20 protein-coding genes are annotated in these 19,054 nt (G+C 62.4%); 8 read left to right on the top strand and 12 right to left on the bottom strand.

Annotated elements, in window-relative coordinates; all coding sequences use genetic code 11:
* Positions 1–205: 205 nt before the first annotated feature.
* The 3 genes from glpR to KSS95_RS08685 all read right to left on the bottom strand — a co-directional run bounded on the left by glpR (position 206) and on the right by KSS95_RS08685 (position 3,546).
* A complete protein-coding gene (gene glpR, locus KSS95_RS08675; protein WP_217853298.1) occupies positions 206–961 on the bottom strand; it encodes a DNA-binding transcriptional repressor GlpR in 756 nt (251 codons plus the stop codon).
* A 155-nt stretch (positions 962–1,116) separates the two neighbouring features.
* On the bottom strand, positions 1,117–2,616 hold the full coding sequence (gene glpK, locus KSS95_RS08680; protein ID WP_217853299.1) for a glycerol kinase GlpK: 1,500 nt from the start codon (positions 2,614–2,616) through the stop codon (positions 1,117–1,119).
* Between the two features lie 78 nt (positions 2,617–2,694).
* The gene (locus tag KSS95_RS08685) at positions 2,695–3,546 is read right to left on the bottom strand and encodes an MIP/aquaporin family protein (protein WP_217853300.1); all 852 of its coding nucleotides are present in this window, start codon (positions 3,544–3,546) and stop codon (positions 2,695–2,697) included.
* 304 nt (positions 3,547–3,850) lie between these two features.
* Here KSS95_RS08685 and ybaK point away from each other — a divergent pair, with 304 nt between their 5' ends.
* Both ybaK and KSS95_RS08695 read left to right on the top strand, forming a co-directional pair.
* Positions 3,851–4,321, top strand: coding sequence for a Cys-tRNA(Pro) deacylase (ybaK, locus tag KSS95_RS08690; RefSeq protein ID WP_217853301.1), 471 nt, complete (start codon positions 3,851–3,853; stop codon positions 4,319–4,321).
* A gap of 99 nt (positions 4,322–4,420) precedes the next feature.
* Entirely contained in the window at positions 4,421–5,200 is a 780-nt protein-coding gene (locus tag KSS95_RS08695; RefSeq protein ID WP_217853302.1) for a PhzF family phenazine biosynthesis protein, read from the top strand.
* Between the two features lie 88 nt (positions 5,201–5,288).
* On the opposite strand, the gene KSS95_RS08700 is transcribed toward KSS95_RS08695, so the two are convergent.
* Both KSS95_RS08700 and argF read right to left on the bottom strand, forming a co-directional pair.
* Positions 5,289–6,398 carry an ABC transporter ATP-binding protein gene (locus KSS95_RS08700; RefSeq protein ID WP_217853303.1) on the bottom strand — a complete coding sequence of 370 codons (1,110 nt, stop codon included), beginning with the start codon at positions 6,396–6,398 and terminating at the stop codon, positions 5,289–5,291.
* Positions 6,395–7,315, bottom strand: coding sequence for an ornithine carbamoyltransferase (gene argF / locus KSS95_RS08705; protein WP_217853304.1), 921 nt, complete (start codon positions 7,313–7,315; stop codon positions 6,395–6,397). The genes KSS95_RS08700 and argF overlap by 4 nt, the downstream gene beginning before the upstream one ends.
* 364 nt (positions 7,316–7,679) lie before the next feature.
* On the opposite strand from argF, the gene KSS95_RS08710 reads away from it, so the two are divergent.
* Positions 7,680–9,788 carry a molybdopterin oxidoreductase family protein gene (locus KSS95_RS08710; protein WP_217853305.1) on the top strand — a complete coding sequence of 703 codons (2,109 nt, stop codon included), beginning with the start codon at positions 7,680–7,682 and terminating at the stop codon, positions 9,786–9,788.
* A 91-nt stretch (positions 9,789–9,879) separates the two neighbouring features.
* Complete coding sequence (gene grxD / locus KSS95_RS08715; protein ID WP_016713741.1) at positions 9,880–10,215, top strand: Grx4 family monothiol glutaredoxin; 336 nt, start codon at positions 9,880–9,882, stop codon at positions 10,213–10,215.
* Between the two features lie 272 nt (positions 10,216–10,487).
* Here the strand turns inward: grxD and bfr are convergent, their stop codons facing one another.
* A complete protein-coding gene (gene bfr / locus KSS95_RS08720) occupies positions 10,488–10,961 on the bottom strand; it encodes a bacterioferritin (RefSeq protein WP_217853306.1) in 474 nt (157 codons plus the stop codon).
* A 202-nt stretch (positions 10,962–11,163) separates the two neighbouring features.
* Positions 11,164–11,385 carry a bacterioferritin-associated ferredoxin gene (locus KSS95_RS08725; RefSeq protein WP_082420909.1) on the bottom strand — a complete coding sequence of 74 codons (222 nt, stop codon included), beginning with the start codon at positions 11,383–11,385 and terminating at the stop codon, positions 11,164–11,166.
* A 215-nt stretch (positions 11,386–11,600) separates the two neighbouring features.
* Here KSS95_RS08725 and KSS95_RS08730 point away from each other — a divergent pair, with 215 nt between their 5' ends.
* Positions 11,601–12,203 (top strand): peroxiredoxin, encoded by a 603-nt coding sequence (locus KSS95_RS08730; protein ID WP_009684560.1) that lies wholly within the window; start codon positions 11,601–11,603, stop codon positions 12,201–12,203.
* Between the two features lie 147 nt (positions 12,204–12,350).
* Here KSS95_RS08730 and rnt read toward each other — a convergent pair whose 3' ends face one another.
* A complete protein-coding gene (gene rnt / locus KSS95_RS08735; protein ID WP_217853307.1) occupies positions 12,351–13,025 on the bottom strand; it encodes a ribonuclease T in 675 nt (224 codons plus the stop codon).
* A complete protein-coding gene (pyrC, locus tag KSS95_RS08740) occupies positions 13,022–14,068 on the bottom strand; it encodes a dihydroorotase (protein ID WP_217853308.1) in 1,047 nt (348 codons plus the stop codon). The genes rnt and pyrC overlap by 4 nt, the downstream gene beginning before the upstream one ends.
* 130 nt (positions 14,069–14,198) lie before the next feature.
* On the opposite strand from pyrC, the gene KSS95_RS08745 reads away from it, so the two are divergent.
* Both KSS95_RS08745 and KSS95_RS08750 read left to right on the top strand, forming a co-directional pair.
* Positions 14,199–15,161, top strand: coding sequence for a flagellar protein MotY (locus tag KSS95_RS08745; protein WP_217853309.1), 963 nt, complete (start codon positions 14,199–14,201; stop codon positions 15,159–15,161).
* Positions 15,162–15,295: 134 nt separating this feature from the next.
* Complete coding sequence (locus KSS95_RS08750) at positions 15,296–16,513, top strand: argininosuccinate synthase (RefSeq protein WP_217853310.1); 1,218 nt, start codon at positions 15,296–15,298, stop codon at positions 16,511–16,513.
* A 54-nt stretch (positions 16,514–16,567) separates the two neighbouring features.
* On the opposite strand, the gene KSS95_RS08755 is transcribed toward KSS95_RS08750, so the two are convergent.
* The gene (locus KSS95_RS08755) at positions 16,568–17,098 is read right to left on the bottom strand and encodes a hypothetical protein (RefSeq protein ID WP_217853311.1); all 531 of its coding nucleotides are present in this window, start codon (positions 17,096–17,098) and stop codon (positions 16,568–16,570) included.
* Positions 17,099–17,463: 365 nt separating this feature from the next.
* Between KSS95_RS08755 and KSS95_RS08760 the strand changes: the two genes are divergently transcribed.
* Positions 17,464–18,090 carry a response regulator transcription factor gene (locus KSS95_RS08760; RefSeq protein ID WP_217853312.1) on the top strand — a complete coding sequence of 209 codons (627 nt, stop codon included), beginning with the start codon at positions 17,464–17,466 and terminating at the stop codon, positions 18,088–18,090.
* 40 nt (positions 18,091–18,130) lie between these two features.
* On the opposite strand, the gene KSS95_RS08765 is transcribed toward KSS95_RS08760, so the two are convergent.
* Both KSS95_RS08765 and nth read right to left on the bottom strand, forming a co-directional pair.
* Positions 18,131–18,307, bottom strand: coding sequence for a PA3496 family putative envelope integrity protein (locus tag KSS95_RS08765; RefSeq protein WP_217853313.1), 177 nt, complete (start codon positions 18,305–18,307; stop codon positions 18,131–18,133).
* A 104-nt stretch (positions 18,308–18,411) separates the two neighbouring features.
* A complete protein-coding gene (gene nth, locus KSS95_RS08770; protein WP_217853314.1) occupies positions 18,412–19,050 on the bottom strand; it encodes an endonuclease III in 639 nt (212 codons plus the stop codon).
* Positions 19,051–19,054 lie beyond the last annotated feature (4 nt).

The raw sequence follows: 19,054 nt of genomic DNA on the forward strand, positions 1-19,054 counted from the left end.
GTTCGTTTTCGAAAATACTAGCGCAATGAACAGGCGGCTGCCAGTCAGTCTTTATAGAAAAAACTGATCGGATGACAGGGAAATGAACATTTGTGAAAAGCAGGGGTGAACGGTTGCAGATTTTCAAGGGGGTCGAGATCGCGCCGCGCGGGCGGCGCGCGATCTCATAGGCGACCAATGGCTCATGCCATGCGCTCAGTGGCCCTCACACCACCTCAAGCCGGATCTTGTACTGGTTGAGTAACTGGCTGAGGGCGGCCGAAGGGGCCTGGTCGGTCACCAGGCAGTCGACCAGGTTGATCGAGCCCAGGCGTACCATGGCATTGCGGCCGAACTTGCTGGAGTCCGCGGCGAGGATGACCTGGCGGGCATTGGCGATGATCGCCTGGGACACGCGCACTTCCTGGTAGTCGAAGTCCAGCAGGCTGCCGTCTTCATCGATGCCGCTGATGCCCACCACGGCGAAGTCGACCTTGAACTGGTTGATGAAGTCGACGCTGGCCTGGCCGACCACGCCGCCATCGCGGCGCACCGTGCCGCCCGCCACCAGCACCTCGAAGTCGTCCTTGGCGGCGAGGATCGCGGCCACATGCAGGTTGTTGGTGATGACCTTCAGGTGGCTGTGGTTGAGCAGGGCGCGGGCGATGGATTCGGTGGTGGTGCCGATATTGATGAACAGCGAGGCGTGATCGGGGATCTGCTGGGCCACGGCTTCGGCGATACGCTGCTTTTCGTCGCGCATCTGGTCGGCGCGCATGGCGTAGGCGGTGTTCTCGATGCTCGAGTCGTAGGCCGCGCCACCGTGGTAGCGGCGCAGCAGGTTGACCTCGGCGAGCTGGTTGATATCGCGGCGGATGGTCTGCGGGGTGACGACGAACAGCTGCGCCATCTCCTCGATGCTGACATAGCCGCGTTCACGGACCAGCTCGAGGATTTGTTGTTGGCGAGGAGGCAGATTCATGGGCGGTCCTTTGGGGCAGCCGGACAAATTCTGCAATGATGCCGTAGCTCGGGGTGTAGGACCAGCCTGGTAATTGCCTAAAGGGCCGTCGCCGGGCAAGCCCGCTACCACCACCGATCAGGCAGCAGCGGGCTTGCCCCGGTATACCTCAAGCCTCAGGCGTCGTGGTCTTCCCAGTCGCGGGTGCGGTCCACGGCCTTGCGCCAGCCTTTGTACAGCTTCTCCTTGGCGGCTTCATCCAGCTGCGGGCTGAATTCGCGCTCGATGATCGCCTTGTCGCGCAGCTCGTCCAGGCCGCTCCAGAAACCACAGGCCAGGCCGGCCAGGTAGGCGGCGCCAAGGGCAGTGGTTTCGCGCATTTTCGGGCGCTCGACGCAGGTGCCGAGGATGTCGGCCTGGAACTGCATGAGGAAGTTGTTGGCCACTGCGCCACCGTCCACGCGCAGTTCCGACAGGCGCTGGCCGCAATCCTGCTGCATGGCGTCGAGCACGTCACGGGTCTGGTAGGCAATCGACTCCAGGGCTGCGCGAATGATGTGATCGACCTTGACGCCACGGGTCAGGCCGAACAGCGCGCCACGGGCATAGGGGTCCCAGTAAGGTGCACCGAGGCCGGTGAAGGCTGGCACCAGGTACACGCCGTTGCTGTCCTTGACCTTGCTGGCGAAGTACTCGGTGTCGTAGGCGTCGTTGACGATCTTCAGTTCGTCGCGCAGCCACTGCACGGTGGAGCCGCCGTTGAATACCGCGCCTTCCAGGGCATAGGCCACTTCGCCACGCGGGCCGCAGGCGATGGTGGTAAGCAGGCCGTGAGACGACTTGACTGCCTTGTCGCCGGTGTTCATCAACAGGAAACAACCGGTGCCGTAGGTGTTCTTGGCCTGGCCTGGCTCGACGCACATCTGGCCGAACAGCGCCGATTGCTGGTCGCCGGCGATACCGGCGATGTCGATGCCGCTCTTGGTCTTGCCATAGACTTCGGACGACGGACGAACCTCAGGCAGCATCTGGCGTGGAATACCGAGGATATCCAGCAGCTTCTCGTCCCACTGCAGGGTATGGATGTTGAACATCAGCGTGCGCGAGGCGTTGGTGTAGTCGGTGACATGCACCTTGCCGCCGGAGAACTTCCAGATCAGCCAGGTATCGATGGTGCCGAACAGCAGCTCGCCACGTTCGGCACGTTCGCGGGCGCCTTCGACGTTGTCGAGGATCCACTTGAGCTTGGTGCCGGAGAAGTACGGGTCGGTGACCAGGCCAGTGGCTTCGCGAATGTACTGCTCGTGGCCGTCGCGCTTGAGCTGGGCGCAAATCTCGGTGCTGCGCCGGCACTGCCAGACGATGGCGTTGTACACCGGGCGCCCGGTTTCCTTGTCCCATACCACCGTGGTTTCACGCTGGTTGGTGATGCCGATGGCGGCGACCTGGGCGTGGCTGATGCCGGCCTGCGCCAGGGCCTCGACCATGGTGGCGCTCTGGGTGGCGAAGATTTCCATCGGGTCGTGCTCGACCCAGCCGGCCTGCGGGTAGTGCTGGGCGAACTCGCGCTGGGAGGTGCCGACCACGTTGGCGTCACGGTCGAAGATGATCGCCCGCGAACTGGTGGTGCCTTGGTCCAGGGCAATGATGTAGTTCTTGTCCAGGGTGTCTGTCATGTCGATGGCCTTGCAAGAAATTGGAGTAGGTCAGGGCGTGGCGGCGCGGGCTGATCGGCCTCGGGCACGGCGCGGGCATCAGGAAACCTGGGTGTCACCCTGGGGATTATCGTTGGTCTGGGCTGTTTCGGCGTGCGCGCTCGGCAGGTTGCGGGCAATCAGGCCGCGGTACAAGGCCGCACCCAGGCTGGCGCCGAGAATCGGTGCGAAGATCGGCACCAGGAAGTACGGAATATCGCGGCCGCCGGTGAAGGCCACTTCACCCCAGCCGGCAAGGAATGTCATCAGTTTTGGGCCGAAGTCACGTGCCGGGTTCATCGCGAAGCCGGTCAGCGGGCCCATGGCGCTGCCGATCACGGCGATCAGCAGGCCAATCAGCAAGGGCGCGGTGGCACCCCGTGGCAGACCGTTGTTGTCGTCGGTCAGGGCCATGATCACGGCCATCAGAATGGCGGTGATGATCACCTCGACCAAGAAGGCCTGGCCGGTGGACAGCGCCGGGTGCGGGTAGGTGGAGAAGGTCGAGGCCAGCTCGAGGCTGGCCTGGCTGCCACGGACCATGGCGTGGCTCTGTTCGAAATCGAAGAACAGGTTGCTGTACAGGAAGTACACCAGCGCGGCGCCGCAGAACGCGCCACAGACCTGGGCCAGCATGTAGAACGGCAGCTTGCGCTTGTCGAAGCCGGCGAACAGCGCCAGGGCGATGCTCACTGCCGGGTTCAGGTGCGCGCCGGAAACGCCGGCGGTGAGGTAGATCGCCATGCTCACCCCGACCCCCCAGATGATGCTGATCTCCCACAGGCCGAAGCTGGCGCCGGCGACCTTGAGCGCGGCGACACAGCCGGTGCCGAAGAAGATGAGCAGGGCGGTGCCGAGGAACTCGGCCAGGCATTGGGCGGATAATGTCGGTTGTCGCAGTGCAGTCGTCATGTATGACCTCGGTTCTTGTTGTTGTGAGGCGCTGGGCGCTCGACAGCAAAATGCCCGGCATCAATCCCCATTGACGACGGGCGGGTACAGGAAGTGCACCTTATAAGTGCACCATTTATTCATAAACGAAAAAATATAGACAAGAAACGCTGATGTCAAAGGTCGAAAATGAACGTCTGGCCACAATCTGACTGCCAGGCCTGGGCATGAATCCATGGCCGCTGCTCTAACCTGGGGCTTGCGCTGGCTGGTGTGACGGATTTGCCCTAAAGTAGCCGCCGACCTGTGAGCCACTGGAGCCGCCATGACCCCCGCCCTGGACCTGTTGAAGAAAGCCCGTGCCGAGCATCGCGTGCACAGCTACGAACACGATCCGAAGAGCGCTTCCTATGGCCTGGAGGCCGCGGAAAAGCTCGGTCTTGACCCACAACAGGTGTTCAAGACCTTGCTCGCCAGCAGCGAAAAAGGCGAGTTGCTGGTGGCGGTGGTGCCCGTGGTCGGCAGCCTCGATTTGAAAGCCCTGGCCCATGCGGCGGGGGTGAAGAAATGCGAGATGGCCGACCCCCAGGCTGCCCAGCGCGCCACCGGCTACCTGGTGGGTGGGATCAGTCCGCTGGGCCAGAAGAAGCGCCTGCGCACCTTCATCGATCAATCGGCGCAACAATATGAAACCATTCATGTCAGCGCTGGGCGCCGTGGCCTGGAGGTGGAACTGGCGGCAGCGGTACTGGCGACCCACACCCAGGGGCAATTTGCCGAAATTGGCCGCGGCTGATCATCTGTACTGATTCAAATTCCACGACTCTGTCACTGTTCGGTCCTGGGGCATTACTCCATGCTCTGGGCCTTTCTCGCCGAACACAGGAGTCGTGGCATGCAGCTGCATTTTCATCAGGTCGACGCATTCAGTGACCGCCCCTTCGCCGGCAATCCGGCCATGGTCTACCACCTGGAACAGTGGCTCGACGACGGGTTGATGCAGCAGATCGCCGCCGAGCACAACCTGGCCGAAACCGCATTCGTGGTGGCCGAAGCGCAGGGCTACCGGATTCGCTGGTTCACCCCGAGCACCGAGGTGCCGCTGTGCGGCCATGCCACGCTGGCCACCGCCCACGTGTTGTTCGAGGTGTATGGCGAAACGGCCTCGCGCCTGGACCTGCAGAGCCGTTCCGGTCAGTTGAGCGTCAGCCGCGAAGGCGAGCACCTGTGGCTGGACTTTCCGCGGATCGATCCGCAACCGCTGGCAGAACCGCTGGCGGTGGCCGAGGCCTTGGGTTGCGAGGTGCAGGAGGTGTACCAGACCAAGGAGCTGATGGTCGTGCTGGCCTCGGAGCAGGCCGTGCGTGACTGTGCGCCGAACATGGCGGCGCTGGCAGATTTGCCGGGGCTAGGGGTGATCATCACCGCCCCGGGCGAGCAGCATGATTTCGTGTCGCGTTATTTCGCACCCGGTATTGGCATCCCGGAGGATCCGGTTACCGGATCGACCCACTGTTCGTTGATCCCGTACTGGGCGGCGCGTCTGGGCAAGTCCGAGTTGCGTGCCTTCCAGCGCTCGGCCAGGGGCGGGGAGCTGTTTTGCCGCCTGGAAGGGGCGCGGGTGAAGATCGGTGGTATGGCCCGGCGGGTGGCCAGTGGCACGCTGATGCTGTGATCTATCCAGGGCATGGCGTCGGGCGCTTCGCCAGCAAGGCTGGCGCCTACCTGTCTGGTAGGGCCAGCCTTGCTGGCAATGACACGGGTCAGCGCGCCGAGCTGACCCGGCGTACCCCGTTTTCATGGCGTGCCAACTGCGCGGCAACGCTGCCGGGCACCGGGAACAGCACCAGGTGATCGGCCGCCACGGCAATGCCGACCTCCTGGCCGACCGGGTGGTCGTTATGGCTGGGGAAGATCGCTTCGAGCTGGCTGCCGGTGGGCAACTGCAGGCGATACAGGGTCGAGGCACCGAGAAAACTCTTGCCGATGACCTGCGCGCGCAAGGTGCTGTCGGGCGCGTGGATGATGTCGTCGGGACGCAGCAGCACGTCCACCGAGCTGCCGGGGGCCATGGTATAGGCGCGGTTGCCACGCAGCTCACCGAGCTCGGTGGTTACCGCCTCGTGGCTGCTCATCTGGCCACGGATGAAGTAGCCCTGGCCGATGAAGCTGGCGACGAACGGCGTCTGCGGCTCGTGATAGAGGTTGTAGGGCGTGTCCCATTGCTCCAGGCGGCCCTCCTTGAACACCCCGACATGGTCGCTGACGGCGAAGGCTTCTTCCTGGTCGTGGGTAACCAGGATGGCGCTGGTGCCGCGGCTCTTGAGAATGTCGCGCACCTCGTGGCTCAGGCGTCGGCGCAGCTCCACGTCGAGGTTGGAGAAGGGCTCGTCGAGCAGCAGCAATTGCGGCTCCGGTGCCAGTGCCCGGGCCAGGGCGACGCGCTGTTGCTGGCCGCCGGACAGCTCGTGCGGGTAACGCCCGCCGAGGCCGCCGAGCTTGACCAGGGCGAGCATTTCCTCGACCACTTCGGCCTGCTTGGGGTGCTTGCCGATGCCGAAGGCGATGTTCTGCGCCACGGTGAGGTGGGGGAACAGCGCGTAGTCCTGGAACACCATGCCGATCCGGCGCTTCTCCGGGGCCAAGGTGAAGCCGGCGCGGGAGATGACCTCGCCGGCCAGTTGGATCTCGCCCTCGTGTACCGGCTCGAAACCGGCGATGGCGCGCAGGGTGGTGGTCTTGCCGCAACCCGAAGAGCCCAGCAGGCAACCGATGTCGCCTGCGTTCAGGTGCAGGTTGAGGTTCTGGACGATACGCTGGTCGCCATAGCCACAGGCGAGGTCGCGCAGGTTGAGCAGCAGGGATTGACTCATGCGTGGTGGTAAGCCGGTTCTACAAGGAATTCCAGAAGGGCCTTCTGTGCATGCAGGCGGTTTTCAGCCTCGTCCCAGGCGACCGAACGGGGGTCGTCGAGCAGGTCCTGGCTGATTTCCTCGCCACGGTGGGCGGGCAGGCAATGCATGAACAGGGCGTCGGGTGCCGCCAGGTCGAGCAGTTCGCGGGTGACCTGGTAAGGCGCGAAATGCGCCAGGCGCCGTGCAGTTTCCTCTTCCTGGCCCATGGAAGTCCAGACATCCGTGGTCACCAGGTGGGCGCCACGCACCGCTTCCTTGGGGTCACGGACGATCTGCACGCGCTCGCCGCCCAGTTGCAGGAAGCGTGGGTCGGGGTCGTAGCCTTCTGGGCAGGCGATGCGCAGTTGGAAGTCGAACTGCAGGGCAGCCTCGATATACGAGTTGCACATGTTGAAGCCATCGCCGACCCACGCCACGGTCTTGCCCTGGATCGCGCCGCGATGCTCGACGAAGGTCTGCATGTCGGCCAGCAATTGGCATGGGTGCGATTCATCGGACAGGCCGTTGATCACCGGTACCTTGGAATGGGCGGCGAACTCGGTCAGGGTGCTGTGGGCGTGGGTGCGGATCATCACCGCGTCGACCATGCTCGACAGCACGATGGCGCTGTCGGCGATCGGCTCGCCACGGCCCAGCTGGGTGTCGCGCGGCGACAGGAAGATGGCTTGGCCACCGAGCTGGATCATGCCGGCCTCGAACGACACCCGGGTGCGGGTCGAGGATTTCTCGAAGATCATCCCCAGCACGCGGTTCTTCAGCGGCTCGAACAGCACGCCACGCTTGCGCAGGTCCTTAAGCTCGATGCCTCGGCGGATCACACCGAGCAATTCGTCGGTGGTGAAATCCAGCAGGGAGAGAAAGTGCCTAGCGCTCATGATTGACTACCTTATCTGCAACGTTCTGCAGGTCGACCGTATGGTTTTTGTTGACAACGAAGGTGACCTGCGGCGTAAGCCGCACGGGGCGGACGGAATAGGGAAAGGCGCAATACTATAATTAAATGTCGCCTGAAACCAAGAGGGGAAACGCCGCCACTGTGTCAAAGGGTGTCGTAACCCTTTGGCAGGCAGCCGTTTTTTATTTGCTACAGAGGTTGTACACGGCTCGGCGCGCCTTTGGCAAACCCGCTGTCGTGAATCGCCGGCCTGATGTCGCCCGATTCACGCGGCGAAGCGCGCTGGCACGCCGCAATGGCACAGCGCATAGTCGAGCGCCCAGAACAACAAGGCAGAGGCGGCCATGACCAAGACCCTGCATCACCGAGCCTGTCACCTGTGCGAGGCCATCTGCGGCCTGAACATCGAAGTCAGCCATGAGGCCGATGGCCGGGCGCGCATCAGTTCGATCAAGGGAGACCCGCAGGACCCGTTCAGCCGTGGCCATATCTGCCCCAAGGCGGTGGCCCTGCAGGACATCCAGGAAGACCCGGACCGCTTGCGCCAGCCGCATCGGCGAGTGGGCGACAGCTGGCACCCGATCAGTTGGGAGCAGGCATTCGAGTTGGCCGCCGAACGGTTGTGGGCGCTGCAGCAGGCGCACGGGCGCAATAGCGTGGCGGTGTACCAGGGCAACCCCAGCGTGCACAACTATGGCCTGATGACCCACAGCAACTACTTCCTTGGCCTGCTCAAGACGCGCAACCGCTTTTCCGCGACCTCGGTCGACCAGCTACCGCAGCATCTGACCAGCCACCTGATGTATGGCCACGGCCTGCTGCTGCCGATCCCGGACATCGACCATACCGAGTTCATGCTGATCCTTGGCGGCAATCCATTAGCCTCCAACGGCAGCATCATGACGGTCCCTGATGTGGAAAAACGGCTCAAGGCGCTGAAGGCCAGGGGTGGGCGGCTGGTGGTGGTGGACCCGCGCCGTAGCGAGACGGCGGCGATGGCCGACCAACACCTGTTCATCCGCCCCGGTGGCGATGCGGCGCTGCTGGCGGGGCTGCTGCATACCTTGTTCGCCGAGGACCTGGCCCGTGGATCGCATTTGCCGGTCAACGGCCTGGGGCAGCTGCGCGCAGCCCTGGCGCCGTTCGCTGCCGATGCCATGAGTGCATGCTGTGGCATCCCGGCCGAGGCTATCCGCCAGTTGGCCCGGGATTTCGCCGCCGCCGACAAGGCGGTGTGCTATGGCCGCATGGGGGTGTCGACCCAGGCCTTCGGCACACTGTGTCACTGGCTGGTGCAACTGATCAACCTGGTGACCGGCAACCTCGACCGCGTGGGCGGCGCGCTGTGTACCGAGCCTGCGGTGGACCTGGTGGCCAGTACCGCGGGCGGGCACTTCGACCAGTGGCGCAGCCGCGTCTCGGGCTTGCCCGAGTATGGCGGCGAACTGCCGGTGTCGGCCTTGGCTGAAGAAATTCTCGAACCGGGCGAGGGGCAAGTGCGGGCTTTGGTCACGGTCGCCGGCAACCCGGTGTTGTCCACGCCCAATGGCCGGCAATTGGATCAAGCCCTGGCAGGCCTGGACTTCATGCTCAGCATCGATTTGTACATCAACGAGACCACGCGCCATGCCGACCTGATCCTGCCGTCGACCTCGGCCCTGGAGAACGACCACTACGACTCGACCTTCAACCTGTTGGCGGTGCGCAACGTCACCCGTTTCAACCGGGCGATCCTGGCCAGACCCGAGGGGGCGCTGCACGACTGGGAGATCTTCGTGGGGCTGGCCAAGGCGTTTGCCGCGCGCGCGCAGCTCGAGCTTAAGGCGACCTTGCCGCCAGCGCAGATGATCGATCAGGCGCTGCGCAGGGGGCGTCATGGCGACGGTTCGGCCTGGCAGCTCTCGCTACAGACACTCGAACAGCATCCCCATGGCCTGGACCTGGGGCCGTTGCAGCCGAACCTTGCTGGCCGCCTGCGCACTGCCAGCCAGGCGGTCGAGGCCGTACCGCAGGTGTTGCTCGACGACCTGCAGCGCCTGGCTCGACAGCGGCCGCCGGAGGTTGGCCAGCTGTTGTTGATCGGCCGTCGCCATGTGCGCAGCAACAACTCCTGGATGCACAACTTCCAGCGCCTGGTCAAAGGCAAGCCGCGCCACCAGTTGCTGATGCACCCGGACGACCTGCGCCAGCGACACCTGCACGATGGCCAGACCGTGCGGGTTCGGTCGCGCACCGGGGTGCTGGAGGTGCAGGTGCAGGCCAGCGAGGACATGATGCCGGGGGTGGTCAGCCTGCCCCATGGTTTTGGCCATGCCCGCCAAGGGGCGCGTCTGCAGGTGGCGGCCGTGTTGCCTGGGGTCAGTGCCAACGACCTGACCGACGAGCGCCTGCGTGACGGCGTGTCCGGCAATGCCGCGCTCAATGGCGTACCGGTGCAGGTGGAGGCCGCCTGATGTACGGCAAGGCCGAGCACGCTGCTCGGCTTTCCGTTACAATGCGCCACCGTGCCGACGACCCAGTCGGAAAGTTCAGCCGAGGTGCTTCATGGATATCATCGATACAATCAAAGAGCAGATTGCCAACAACACCATTCTGCTTTACATGAAAGGTTCGCCGAATGCCCCGCAGTGCGGCTTCTCTGCCAAGGCTTCGCAAGCTGTGATGGGATGTGGCGAGAAATTCGCTTATGTCGACATCCTGCAGAACCCGGAAATCCGCGCCAACCTGCCCAAGTACGCCAACTGGCCGACCTTCCCGCAACTGTGGGTGGCCGGTGAGCTGGTCGGTGGCAGCGACATCATGCTGGAGATGTTCGAAAAGGGTGAGCTGCAGACCCTGATCAAGGAAGCGGCCGCCAAGGCCAAGGCTTCCGAAGCCTGATACGGCCGCTGGCCCAGGTACGCAAAAGCCCCGCATGAGCGGGGCTTTTTGTTGGCCAAACATGGTCAGTAATTGCTAGGCCACAATTCGCCGGCTGCATGCGGCTTGTGTAGGAGTGGCCTTGTGTCGCGAAAGGGCTGCGAAGCAGCCCCGGCGATTTTGCATGGTACCGAGATCCTGGGGCCGCTACGCGGCCCTTTCGCGACACAAGGCCGCTCCTACAGGGTTACGCGATCACCTGCTGGCGATGCTTTGTCTGACCGATGTGAAACTTATTCTTCGCCCATCTGCGATTGCAGGTAGTTCTCGAGGGTGATCTTGTCGATCAGGCCCAGCTGGGTTTCCAGCCAGTCGATGTGCTCTTCCTCGGACTCGAGGATATCTTCGAGCAGGTCACGGGAACCGAAGTCGCCAGCGGTTTCGCAATGGGCGATGGCGGCTTTCAGGTCGGCGTGGGCCTTCTTCTCAAGCTTCAGGTCGCACTCGAGCATCTCCTTGGTGTGCTCGCCGATCATCAGCTTGCCCAGGTCCTGGACGTTGGGGATGCCTTCGAGGAAGAGAATACGCTTGATCAGTTTGTCAGCGTCCTTCATCGCGGTGATGGACTCTTTGTACTCGAGCTTGCCCAGCTTGTTCAGGCCCCAATCTTCATACATGCGTGCGTGCAGGAAGTACTGGTTGATCGCGACCAGCTCGTTTCCGAGGATCTTGTTGAGATGCTGGATGACGCTTACGTCGCCTTTCATGATGGGGTCCTGCCCTGTGGAAGTTGAGCCAATGAAATCAAGTTTGAGCCCGACCTCTATCTATGTCAAACCTAAGTTATTGAATAATAAGTGAAAATTAATAGGAATAAGAATGTTTGTGAACCGCGTTCGAGCGCTAAGTTATTGAATTGAAGGCATAAAAAAACCGGACACGAGGTCCGGTTCTTTGAATTCTGCCAGGTCAGGCGGCGTTGAATTCCACAGGGTAGGGCAGCACGGCCTGTTGGCTCAGTTGCAGGTCAGTGAGCGTTTCACGCACCACCTGCTTGGCCAGGCAAGCACATTTGCCACACTGGCTGGCGACGTTGGTCGCGGCTCGAACTTCCTTGTAGCTGCAGCATCCTTCGTAGATCGCATCGCGGATCTGTCCGTCGGTGACACCGACACAAAGACACACATACATAAAGGCTGACCATCGCGGGGTTGAGTCGATGGGTTGGAGAGTAATGGTAATGAGAATGCTTGTCAAAGCCCTTTCTGAAAGGGCCGTGCTTGAGCGACCGGTGGTACAGATTCGGCCTGTCACGCAAAGCTGTGTATGATGGTCAACCTTTGCTGGATCCGGGGGAATGCGTTCTGCCCGGGCAAGCTTCTTCACCCCTCATCAGGAGAAATCGAATGAGCGTACTCGTTGGCAAGAAAGCCCCTGACTTCACCGTACCGGCTGTGCTGGGCAACGGCGAAATCGTCGACAGCTTCAACCTGGCCTCGGCCATCAAAGGCAAGTACGGCCTGGTGTTCTTCTACCCGCTGGACTTCACCTTCGTCTGCCCGTCCGAGCTGATCGCCCTGGATCACCGCATCCCGGACTTCCAGGCCCGCAACGTGGAAGTGATCGGCGTGTCGATCGACTCGCACTTCACCCACAACGCCTGGCGTAACACCCCGGTCAACAACGGCGGCATCGGTCAGGTCAAGTACACCCTGGCGGCCGACATGACCCACGAAATCTGCAAGGCCTACGACGTCGAGTCCGAAGGCGGCGTGGCGTTCCGTGGCGCCTTCCTGATCGACACCAATGGTGTCGTTCGTTCGCAGATCGTCAACGACCTGCCGCTGGGCCGTAACATGGACGAGCTGCTGCGCCTGGTCGACGCCCTGCAATTCCACGAAGAGCACGGCGAAGTCTGCCCGGCCAACTGGAAGAAAGGCGACAAGGGCATGAACGCTTCGCCGGAAGGTGTTGCCGCCTACCTGAGCGAGAACGCTGGCAAGCTGTAATTGCCTCGCGCATAAAAAAACCGGCCCATGTGGCCGGTTTTTTTATTCCAACGGTCAAGCTTAACCCTGTAGGAGCCGGCCAGCGCAGTGGATGGCACCGGCGCTGCCGGTGTTCGCCGGCAAGGCCGGCTCCTACAGAGGGCGAGTTCAATCGTTGAAATCGCGCCAGCCGCCCATCTCTTTCCAGCGGTTGACGATGCCGCAGAACAACTCGGCGGTCTTCTCGGTGTCGTAGCGCGCCGAATGCGCCTCACGGCCGTCGAAGTCGATGTCGGCGCTTTGGCAGGCCCGCGCCAGCACGGTCTGGCCATAGGCGAGGCCGGCCAGGGTGGCGGTGTCGAAGCTGGAGAACGGGTGAAACGGGTTGCGCTTGATGTCGTTGCGCGCCACTGCCGCATTGAGGAAGCCCAGGTCGAAGCTGCTGTTGTGGCCGACCAGGATCGCCCGCTTGCAGCCGTTGGCCTTCAATGCCTTGCGCACACCGCGGAAGATATCGGTGAGCGCGCTTTCCTCGGCCACGGCCATGCGCAACGGGTGGTCAAGCTTGATCCCGGTGAACTCCAGCGCGGCGGCCTCGATGTTGGCCCCCTCGAACGGCTCGACCCGGTAGAAGTAGGTGTGCTCGGGGAACAGGAAGCCTTTCTCGTCCATGCCGATAGTGACCGCGGCAATTTCCAGCAGGGCGTCGGTGGCGCTGTTGAAGCCGCCAGTCTCGACATCCACCACCACCGGCAGGTAGCCGCGGAAACGCTCGGCCATCGGGTGGCGCGAGCCGCTGCTGACCGGGCTGTCCTGTTCGTCGTCGTAGAGGTCTTCGCTCACGCGTTGTCCTCCAGCAGGCGCCAGCGCAGTTGTTCACCGGCGCGCAGGGGAACCACGGTGGTGTCGCCCAATGGCAGGCTGTCGGGCGCCGTCCACGTTTCGCGAACCAGGGTAATGGTGTCGGTGTTTCGTGGCAGGCCGTAGAAATCCGGGCCGTGCTTGCTGGCGAAACCTTCCAGCTTGTCCAGCGCGTTGCGCTGCTCGAACGCCTCGGCGTACAGCTCGATCGCGGCATAGGCGGTGTAGCAGCCGGCGCAGCCGCAGGCGGCTTCTTTCGCGTGTTTGGCGTGGGGGGCCGAATCGGTGCCGAGGAAGAACTTCGGGTTGCCGCTGGTGGCGGCGTCCAGCAGCGCCACCTGGTGGGTGTTGCGCTTGAGGATCGGCAGGCAATAGAAGTGCGGGCGAATGCCGCCGACCAGCATGTGGTTGCGGTTGTACAGCAGGTGCTGGGCGGTGATGGTCGCGCCGACGTTGGCCGGGGCCTCGCTGACGAACTGTGCGGCATCGCCGGTGGTGATGTGCTCGAACACCACCTTGAGGGTCGGGAAGCGCTCGACCAGACGACGCATGTGCTCGTCGATGAAGCGCTTCTCGCGGTCGAACACGTCGACCTCGCTGCGGGTCACTTCACCGTGCACCAGCAATGGCATGCCGACTTGCGCCAGTGCCTCGATGGCCGGGAAGATGTTGTCGATGCTGGTCACGCCCGAGTCGGAGTTGGTGGTGGCGCCGGCCGGGTACAGCTTGGCGGCGTACACGAAGCCGCTGGCCTTGGCCGCGCGGACATCCTCGGGGCTGGTGCGGTCGGTGAGGTACAGCACCATCAGCGGCTCGAAGCGGCTGCCGGCCGGGCGGGCGGCAAGGATGCGCTCGCGGTAGGCGCCAGCCTCGACGGCGTTGCGCACCGGCGGCACGAGGTTGGGCATGATGATGGCACGGGCAAAGGTGCGCGCCACGTCACCGACGGTATGTGGCAGGACGGCACCATCGCGCAGATGGATGTGCCAGTCGTCGGGGCGCAGGAGGGTCAGGCGATCGGACATTGGGAATTCCAGGCGGGTCGAACTCAGACCTCAATGCTACCGGAAAACCCCTTGTCGAGCACGGCTATCAAGTTTTCCCACGGGCGTCCGATAGCCTTGAGGTAAGCCGTCAGAATCTGTGGAGCCGCCCGTGCGCCAGCGTTACCTAGCCCTGTTCACCCTTGTCGCCAGCCTGCCGGCTGGGGCATTGACCTTCCAGACCCGCGTGGAGAACGTCGCCTGGAAAGTCGAGGGGGACCAGTTCGAATGCCGCCTGATCCAGCCGATCGACGGCTTCGGCAGCGGTGAGTTCGTGCGCCGCGCCGGTGAGCAGCCGACTTTCCAGCTGCGCTCTGACAGCAATGTGCTCGGGGCCGGCTCGGCCACCCTGCTGGCCGCGGCGGCGCCCTGGCAGCCTGGGCGCGGCGATATCAACCTGGGTGCGGTGCGCATGGCCCGCAGCGGTGTGCTGTTCACCTCCAGCCAAGGGCAGGCCAGCCGCCTGATCAACGGCCTGCTCGATGGGCGCAGCAGCGTGGTGCGCAACTACGCCGGTGAAGGCGGGCGGGCCATGGAAGTGCATGTGATGCCGGTGAGTTTTGCCAAGGCCTACAGCGACTACCAGCTCTGCGCGGCCAAACTGCTGCCGATGAACTACGACCAGATCCGCCAGACCCAGGTCGGCTTTCCCGGTGGCGGCATCGAACTGGACAGCTCGGCGCGCGCGCGCCTGGACGTGATCCTCGATTACTTGAAGGCCGATCCGTCGGTCAATCACATCGAGCTCAATGGCCACTCCGACAACAGCGGCAATCGCCTGACCAATCGCGACACCTCGCGGCGGCGGGCCTTGGCGGTGGCCGAATACTTCAAGGCCCATGGCGTGCCGGACGAGCAGATCACCGTGCGCTTCCATGGCGAACGCTACCCGCTGGCCAAGAACAACACCCCTGCCAACCGTGCGCGCAACCGCCGAGTCAACATCCAGCTTGACCGGGTGGTACCGGTGCACAAGCCCGTCGAGCCGCCGCCGGTGCAGGCCCCGCCAGCCGCAGCCCCGGCTGCTGCGCCTACGGCCCCGGTAGGGGCCGCGCAGCCCGCGCCGGGGAAATAATCCAGGGTGCGACCGTGGGTCGCGCTCTCGACAATTCCTGTCGCTTTGTCGTCACAAGCTGTCGCCCCATTGTAAATTTTTCGGCAAGGCCGGTAGAATCATCGGCTTTCCGTACAACCCCGTGGAGTGATGGCATGGCGGACGTAAAAAAGGTCGTATTGGCGTATTCCGGCGGCCTTGATACTTCGGTGATTCTCAAGTGGCTGCAGGACACCTACAACTGTGAAGTGGTGACCTTCACCGCCGACCTCGGTCAGGGCGAGGAGGTCGAGCCGGCCCGCGCCAAGGCCCAGGCAATGGGCGTGAAAGAAATCTACATCGACGACCTGCGCGAAGAATTCGTGCGTGATTTCGTGTTCCCGATGTTCCGCGCCAACACCGTCTACGAAGGCGAGTACCTGCTGGGTACCTCCATCGCCCGCCCGCTGATCGCCAAGCGCCTGATCGAGATCGCCAACGAAACCGGCGCCGATGCCATTTCCCACGGCGCAACCGGCAAGGGCAACGACCAGGTGCGCTTCGAGCTGGGTGCCTATGCGCTCAAGCCCGGCGTCAAGGTCATCGCCCCATGGCGCGAGTGGGACCTGCTGTCCCGCGAGAAGCTGATGGACTACGCCGAGAAGCACGGTATCCCGATCGAGCGCCACGGCAAGAAGAAGTCGCCGTACTCGATGGACGCCAACCTGCTGCACATCTCCTACGAAGGCGGTGTCCTGGAAGATACCTGGACCGAGCACGAGGAAGACATGTGGAAATGGAGCGTCTCGCCGGAGAACGCACCGGACCAGGCCACCTACATCGAGCTGACCTACCGCAACGGTGACATCGTCGCCATCGACGGCGTCGAGAAGACCCCGGCCACGGTCCTGGCCGACCTCAACCGCATCGGCGGCGCCAACGGCATTGGCCGCCTCGACATCGTCGAGAACCGCTATGTCGGCATGAAGTCGCGTGGCTGCTACGAGACCCCGGGCGGCACCATCATGCTCAAGGCCCACCGTGCCATCGAGTCGATCACCCTGGACCGCGAAGTCGCTCACCTGAAGGATGAGCTGATGCCGAAGTACGCCAGCCTGATCTACACCGGCTACTGGTGGAGCCCGGAGCGTCTGATGCTGCAGCAGATGATCGACGCCTCCCAGGTCAACGTGAACGGTGTCGTGCGCCTGAAACTGTACAAGGGCAATGTCACCGTCGTCGGCCGCAAGTCGGACGACTCGCTGTTCGACGCCAACATCGCGACCTTCGAGGAAGACGGCGGCGCCTACAACCAGGCTGATGCCGCAGGCTTCATCAAGCTCAATGCCCTGCGCATGCGGATTGCCGCCAACAAGGGGCGTGCGCTGCTCTAAGCAGGCGGTTGCAGAAAAACCCGGCCAGTGGCCGGGTTTTTTTGTGCCTGGGCCTCATGCTTGATGTTCCCCGTCGAGCGCCGTTGCAGCGTTGTCGAGCATAGGCTCCACCGACAGGTGAATGCATACCCGTGCATCCAGGTTGTACAGGACCCAGCGCCGCGTCGAGGACGGTGGGCGCTCGATCATGCGCAGTACATGGTTTTCGATCATCTTGCGGCTTTCCGAGCCGGAGATGGCGATGATCATTGCGCCTTGATCGTGGCTGGAGGGCCTGATGGCTTCGGCGGGCATCGTGGGGCTGTGAGTTGCCGTTGTCTGTTCGGCGCTTGGGCCGGAGGCAGAAGAGGGCGGCTGACAACTTGAACCGGGCTCGTGTTTGTCGGGGGCGAACAATGAGCCGGTGTTGAAGTTGAGGGTGAGGAAGAACAACACCGTCAGGAAAAACGGAAACCCCACCAGAAACCAGGTGTAGATACTCTGGCTCTCTTCACTGAGAAAGGGAAGGGAGGCCAGTGCCGAGGCTTCGATGACGCCGGCAAACACGGCGATAAGGGTCAGGGGACTAAGGGATTCTTGGTTCATGATGAGTATCCGGTCGAGCGTCGCTCATCTGTACGTTGTTTCTTTTCCTGGCAGCAGTGTGAGGCGCTTCCATTATTGGAAATGAATCTCCTTCAACCTTTATCCTGTACCTATAAGTGAAATTTCCTGCGAGCTATGTAATGGGTCGGTACTTGGATCCCATTGGCGGGGCTGTTAATTTTTGTGACGGTTAATTCAGGCATGAATCTATTACATTTTGTGAAATAGGCGCGTGTAGGATTAATCCTCAATAGTTGTAGTCCTCTTCTTTTGATGTATCTGTCAGGGGAACTTCATAACTAATCGGCGGCAAGGTCGGTTAAGGTGGCCTGGCGAATTGAAAATAACGAATCAATGGATATCGCATGAATAAAGTGCTGATCGTGGATGATCACCCGGTCATTCGCCTGGCCGTACGCATGCTGATGGAACGGCATGGTTACGAGGTGGTGGCGGAGAGCGACAATGGTGTGGATGCCCTGCAACTTTCGCGGGAGTATCTACCGGACATCGTCGTGTTGGATATCGGGATCCCCAAGCTGGATGGGCTTGAGGTAATAGCTCGGCTGGCCCTGCTGAGTCCGGCGAGCAAGGTGTTGGTACTGACATCGCAGACCCCGGGGCATTTCTCGATGCGCTGCATGCAGGCGGGGGCGGCGGGTTACGTATGCAAGCAGCAGGAATTGACCGAGTTGCTCAGCGCAATCAAGGCGGTGCTGTCTGGCTACAGCTATTTCCCCAACCAGGCGCTGCACAAGGGGCGCTCCGGTGTCGGCGGCGCGACGGAAAGCGAGATGGTCGAGCGTCTGTCTGGGCGAGAGATGATGGTGCTGCAGCAACTGGCGCGGGGCAAAAGCAACAAGGAAATCGCTGACAGCATGTTCCTCAGCAACAAGACCGTCAGTACCTACAAGACCCGACTGTTGCTCAAGCTCAATGCCCGTTCCCTGGTCGACCTCATCGAGTTGGCCCAGCGCCATGGGCTGGCCTGAGCATGATTGAAAAAGCCCCCATGGCGGAGGCTTTTCAGGGTTACAGGTCGTAGTCGAAATCGGCCAGTTGCCTCTGCAGTCGCCGCTCCTCGAGCATGTTGTCGATGGTGCGGCGTTTGCTGAGGTTGGTCTTGGCCGGTTCGGCCTGAGGCTCTTCGTCTTCGTCCACGCTCTGGAATTCTTCGTCGATAGCCAGGTCTTCTTTATCGGTGCTCATGCGTCACTCCAAGCCAAAGGGCCATTGGCCGTCCTTATAACGGGATTCACCGAGCGGGTAAAAAAGATTTTTTCAATCGTCGAGGGGCGTATTTCACTATCGCCTCAATCGTCCGAGGTCTTGTGCTTGTACTCGCACAGATCTTCGATCCGGCAACTCCCGCAACGTGGCTTGCGCGCCTGGCATACATAGCGGCCGTGCAGGATCAGCCAATGGTGGGCATCGAGCAGGTAATCGCGGGGGACGAACTTCAGCAGTTTCTTTTCCACCTCGAGCACGGTCTTGCCCGGGGCAATGCCGGTGCGGTTGCTCACGCGGAAAATGTGCGTATCGACGGCCATGGCCAGCTGGCGGAAAGCCGTGTTCAGGACCACGTTCGCGGTCTTGCGCCCAACGCCTGGCAGCGCCTCGAGCGCTTCGCGGGTTTGCGGAACCTCGCCGCCATGTTGCTCGACCAGCAGGCGGCAGGTCTCGATGACGTTCTTGGCCTTGCTGTTGTACAGGCCGATGGTCTTGATGTATTCGCTCAGGCCTTCCACGCCCAGGGCATGGATCGCCTGTGGTGTATTGGCCACCGGGTACAGCCGGGCGGTGGCCTTGTTGACCCCGACATCGGTAGCCTGGGCCGAAAGAATCACGGCGATCAGCAGTTCGAATGGAGTGGTGTAGGCCAGTTCGGTCTTTGGATCGGGGTTGTCTTCATGCAGCCTGCGAAAGATCTCCAGGCGTTTGGCGGCATTCATGGGG

The organism is Pseudomonas muyukensis (assembly GCF_019139535.1).
Lineage (GTDB): Bacteria > Pseudomonadota > Gammaproteobacteria > Pseudomonadales > Pseudomonadaceae > Aquipseudomonas > Aquipseudomonas muyukensis.

Coding starts and splice junctions, on each gene's coding strand:
- glpR (WP_217853298.1), bottom strand. CDS start 961: ATGAATCTGCCTCCTCGCCAACAACAAATCCTCGAGCTGGTCCGTGAA.
- glpK (WP_217853299.1), bottom strand. CDS start 2,616: ATGACAGACACCCTGGACAAGAACTACATCATTGCCCTGGACCAAGGC.
- KSS95_RS08685 (WP_217853300.1), bottom strand. CDS start 3,546: ATGACGACTGCACTGCGACAACCGACATTATCCGCCCAATGCCTGGCC.
- ybaK (WP_217853301.1), top strand. CDS start 3,851: ATGACCCCCGCCCTGGACCTGTTGAAGAAAGCCCGTGCCGAGCATCGC.
- KSS95_RS08695 (WP_217853302.1), top strand. CDS start 4,421: ATGCAGCTGCATTTTCATCAGGTCGACGCATTCAGTGACCGCCCCTTC.
- KSS95_RS08700 (WP_217853303.1), bottom strand. CDS start 6,398: ATGAGTCAATCCCTGCTGCTCAACCTGCGCGACCTCGCCTGTGGCTAT.
- argF (WP_217853304.1), bottom strand. CDS start 7,315: ATGAGCGCTAGGCACTTTCTCTCCCTGCTGGATTTCACCACCGACGAA.
- KSS95_RS08710 (WP_217853305.1), top strand. CDS start 7,680: ATGACCAAGACCCTGCATCACCGAGCCTGTCACCTGTGCGAGGCCATC.
- grxD (WP_016713741.1), top strand. CDS start 9,880: ATGGATATCATCGATACAATCAAAGAGCAGATTGCCAACAACACCATT.
- bfr (WP_217853306.1), bottom strand. CDS start 10,961: ATGAAAGGCGACGTAAGCGTCATCCAGCATCTCAACAAGATCCTCGGA.
- KSS95_RS08725 (WP_082420909.1), bottom strand. CDS start 11,385: ATGTATGTGTGTCTTTGTGTCGGTGTCACCGACGGACAGATCCGCGAT.
- KSS95_RS08730 (WP_009684560.1), top strand. CDS start 11,601: ATGAGCGTACTCGTTGGCAAGAAAGCCCCTGACTTCACCGTACCGGCT.
- pyrC (WP_217853308.1), bottom strand. CDS start 14,068: ATGTCCGATCGCCTGACCCTCCTGCGCCCCGACGACTGGCACATCCAT.
- KSS95_RS08750 (WP_217853310.1), top strand. CDS start 15,296: ATGGCGGACGTAAAAAAGGTCGTATTGGCGTATTCCGGCGGCCTTGAT.
- KSS95_RS08755 (WP_217853311.1), bottom strand. CDS start 17,098: ATGAACCAAGAATCCCTTAGTCCCCTGACCCTTATCGCCGTGTTTGCC.
- KSS95_RS08760 (WP_217853312.1), top strand. CDS start 17,464: ATGAATAAAGTGCTGATCGTGGATGATCACCCGGTCATTCGCCTGGCC.
- KSS95_RS08765 (WP_217853313.1), bottom strand. CDS start 18,307: ATGAGCACCGATAAAGAAGACCTGGCTATCGACGAAGAATTCCAGAGC.
- nth (WP_217853314.1), bottom strand. CDS start 19,050: ATGAATGCCGCCAAACGCCTGGAGATCTTTCGCAGGCTGCATGAAGAC.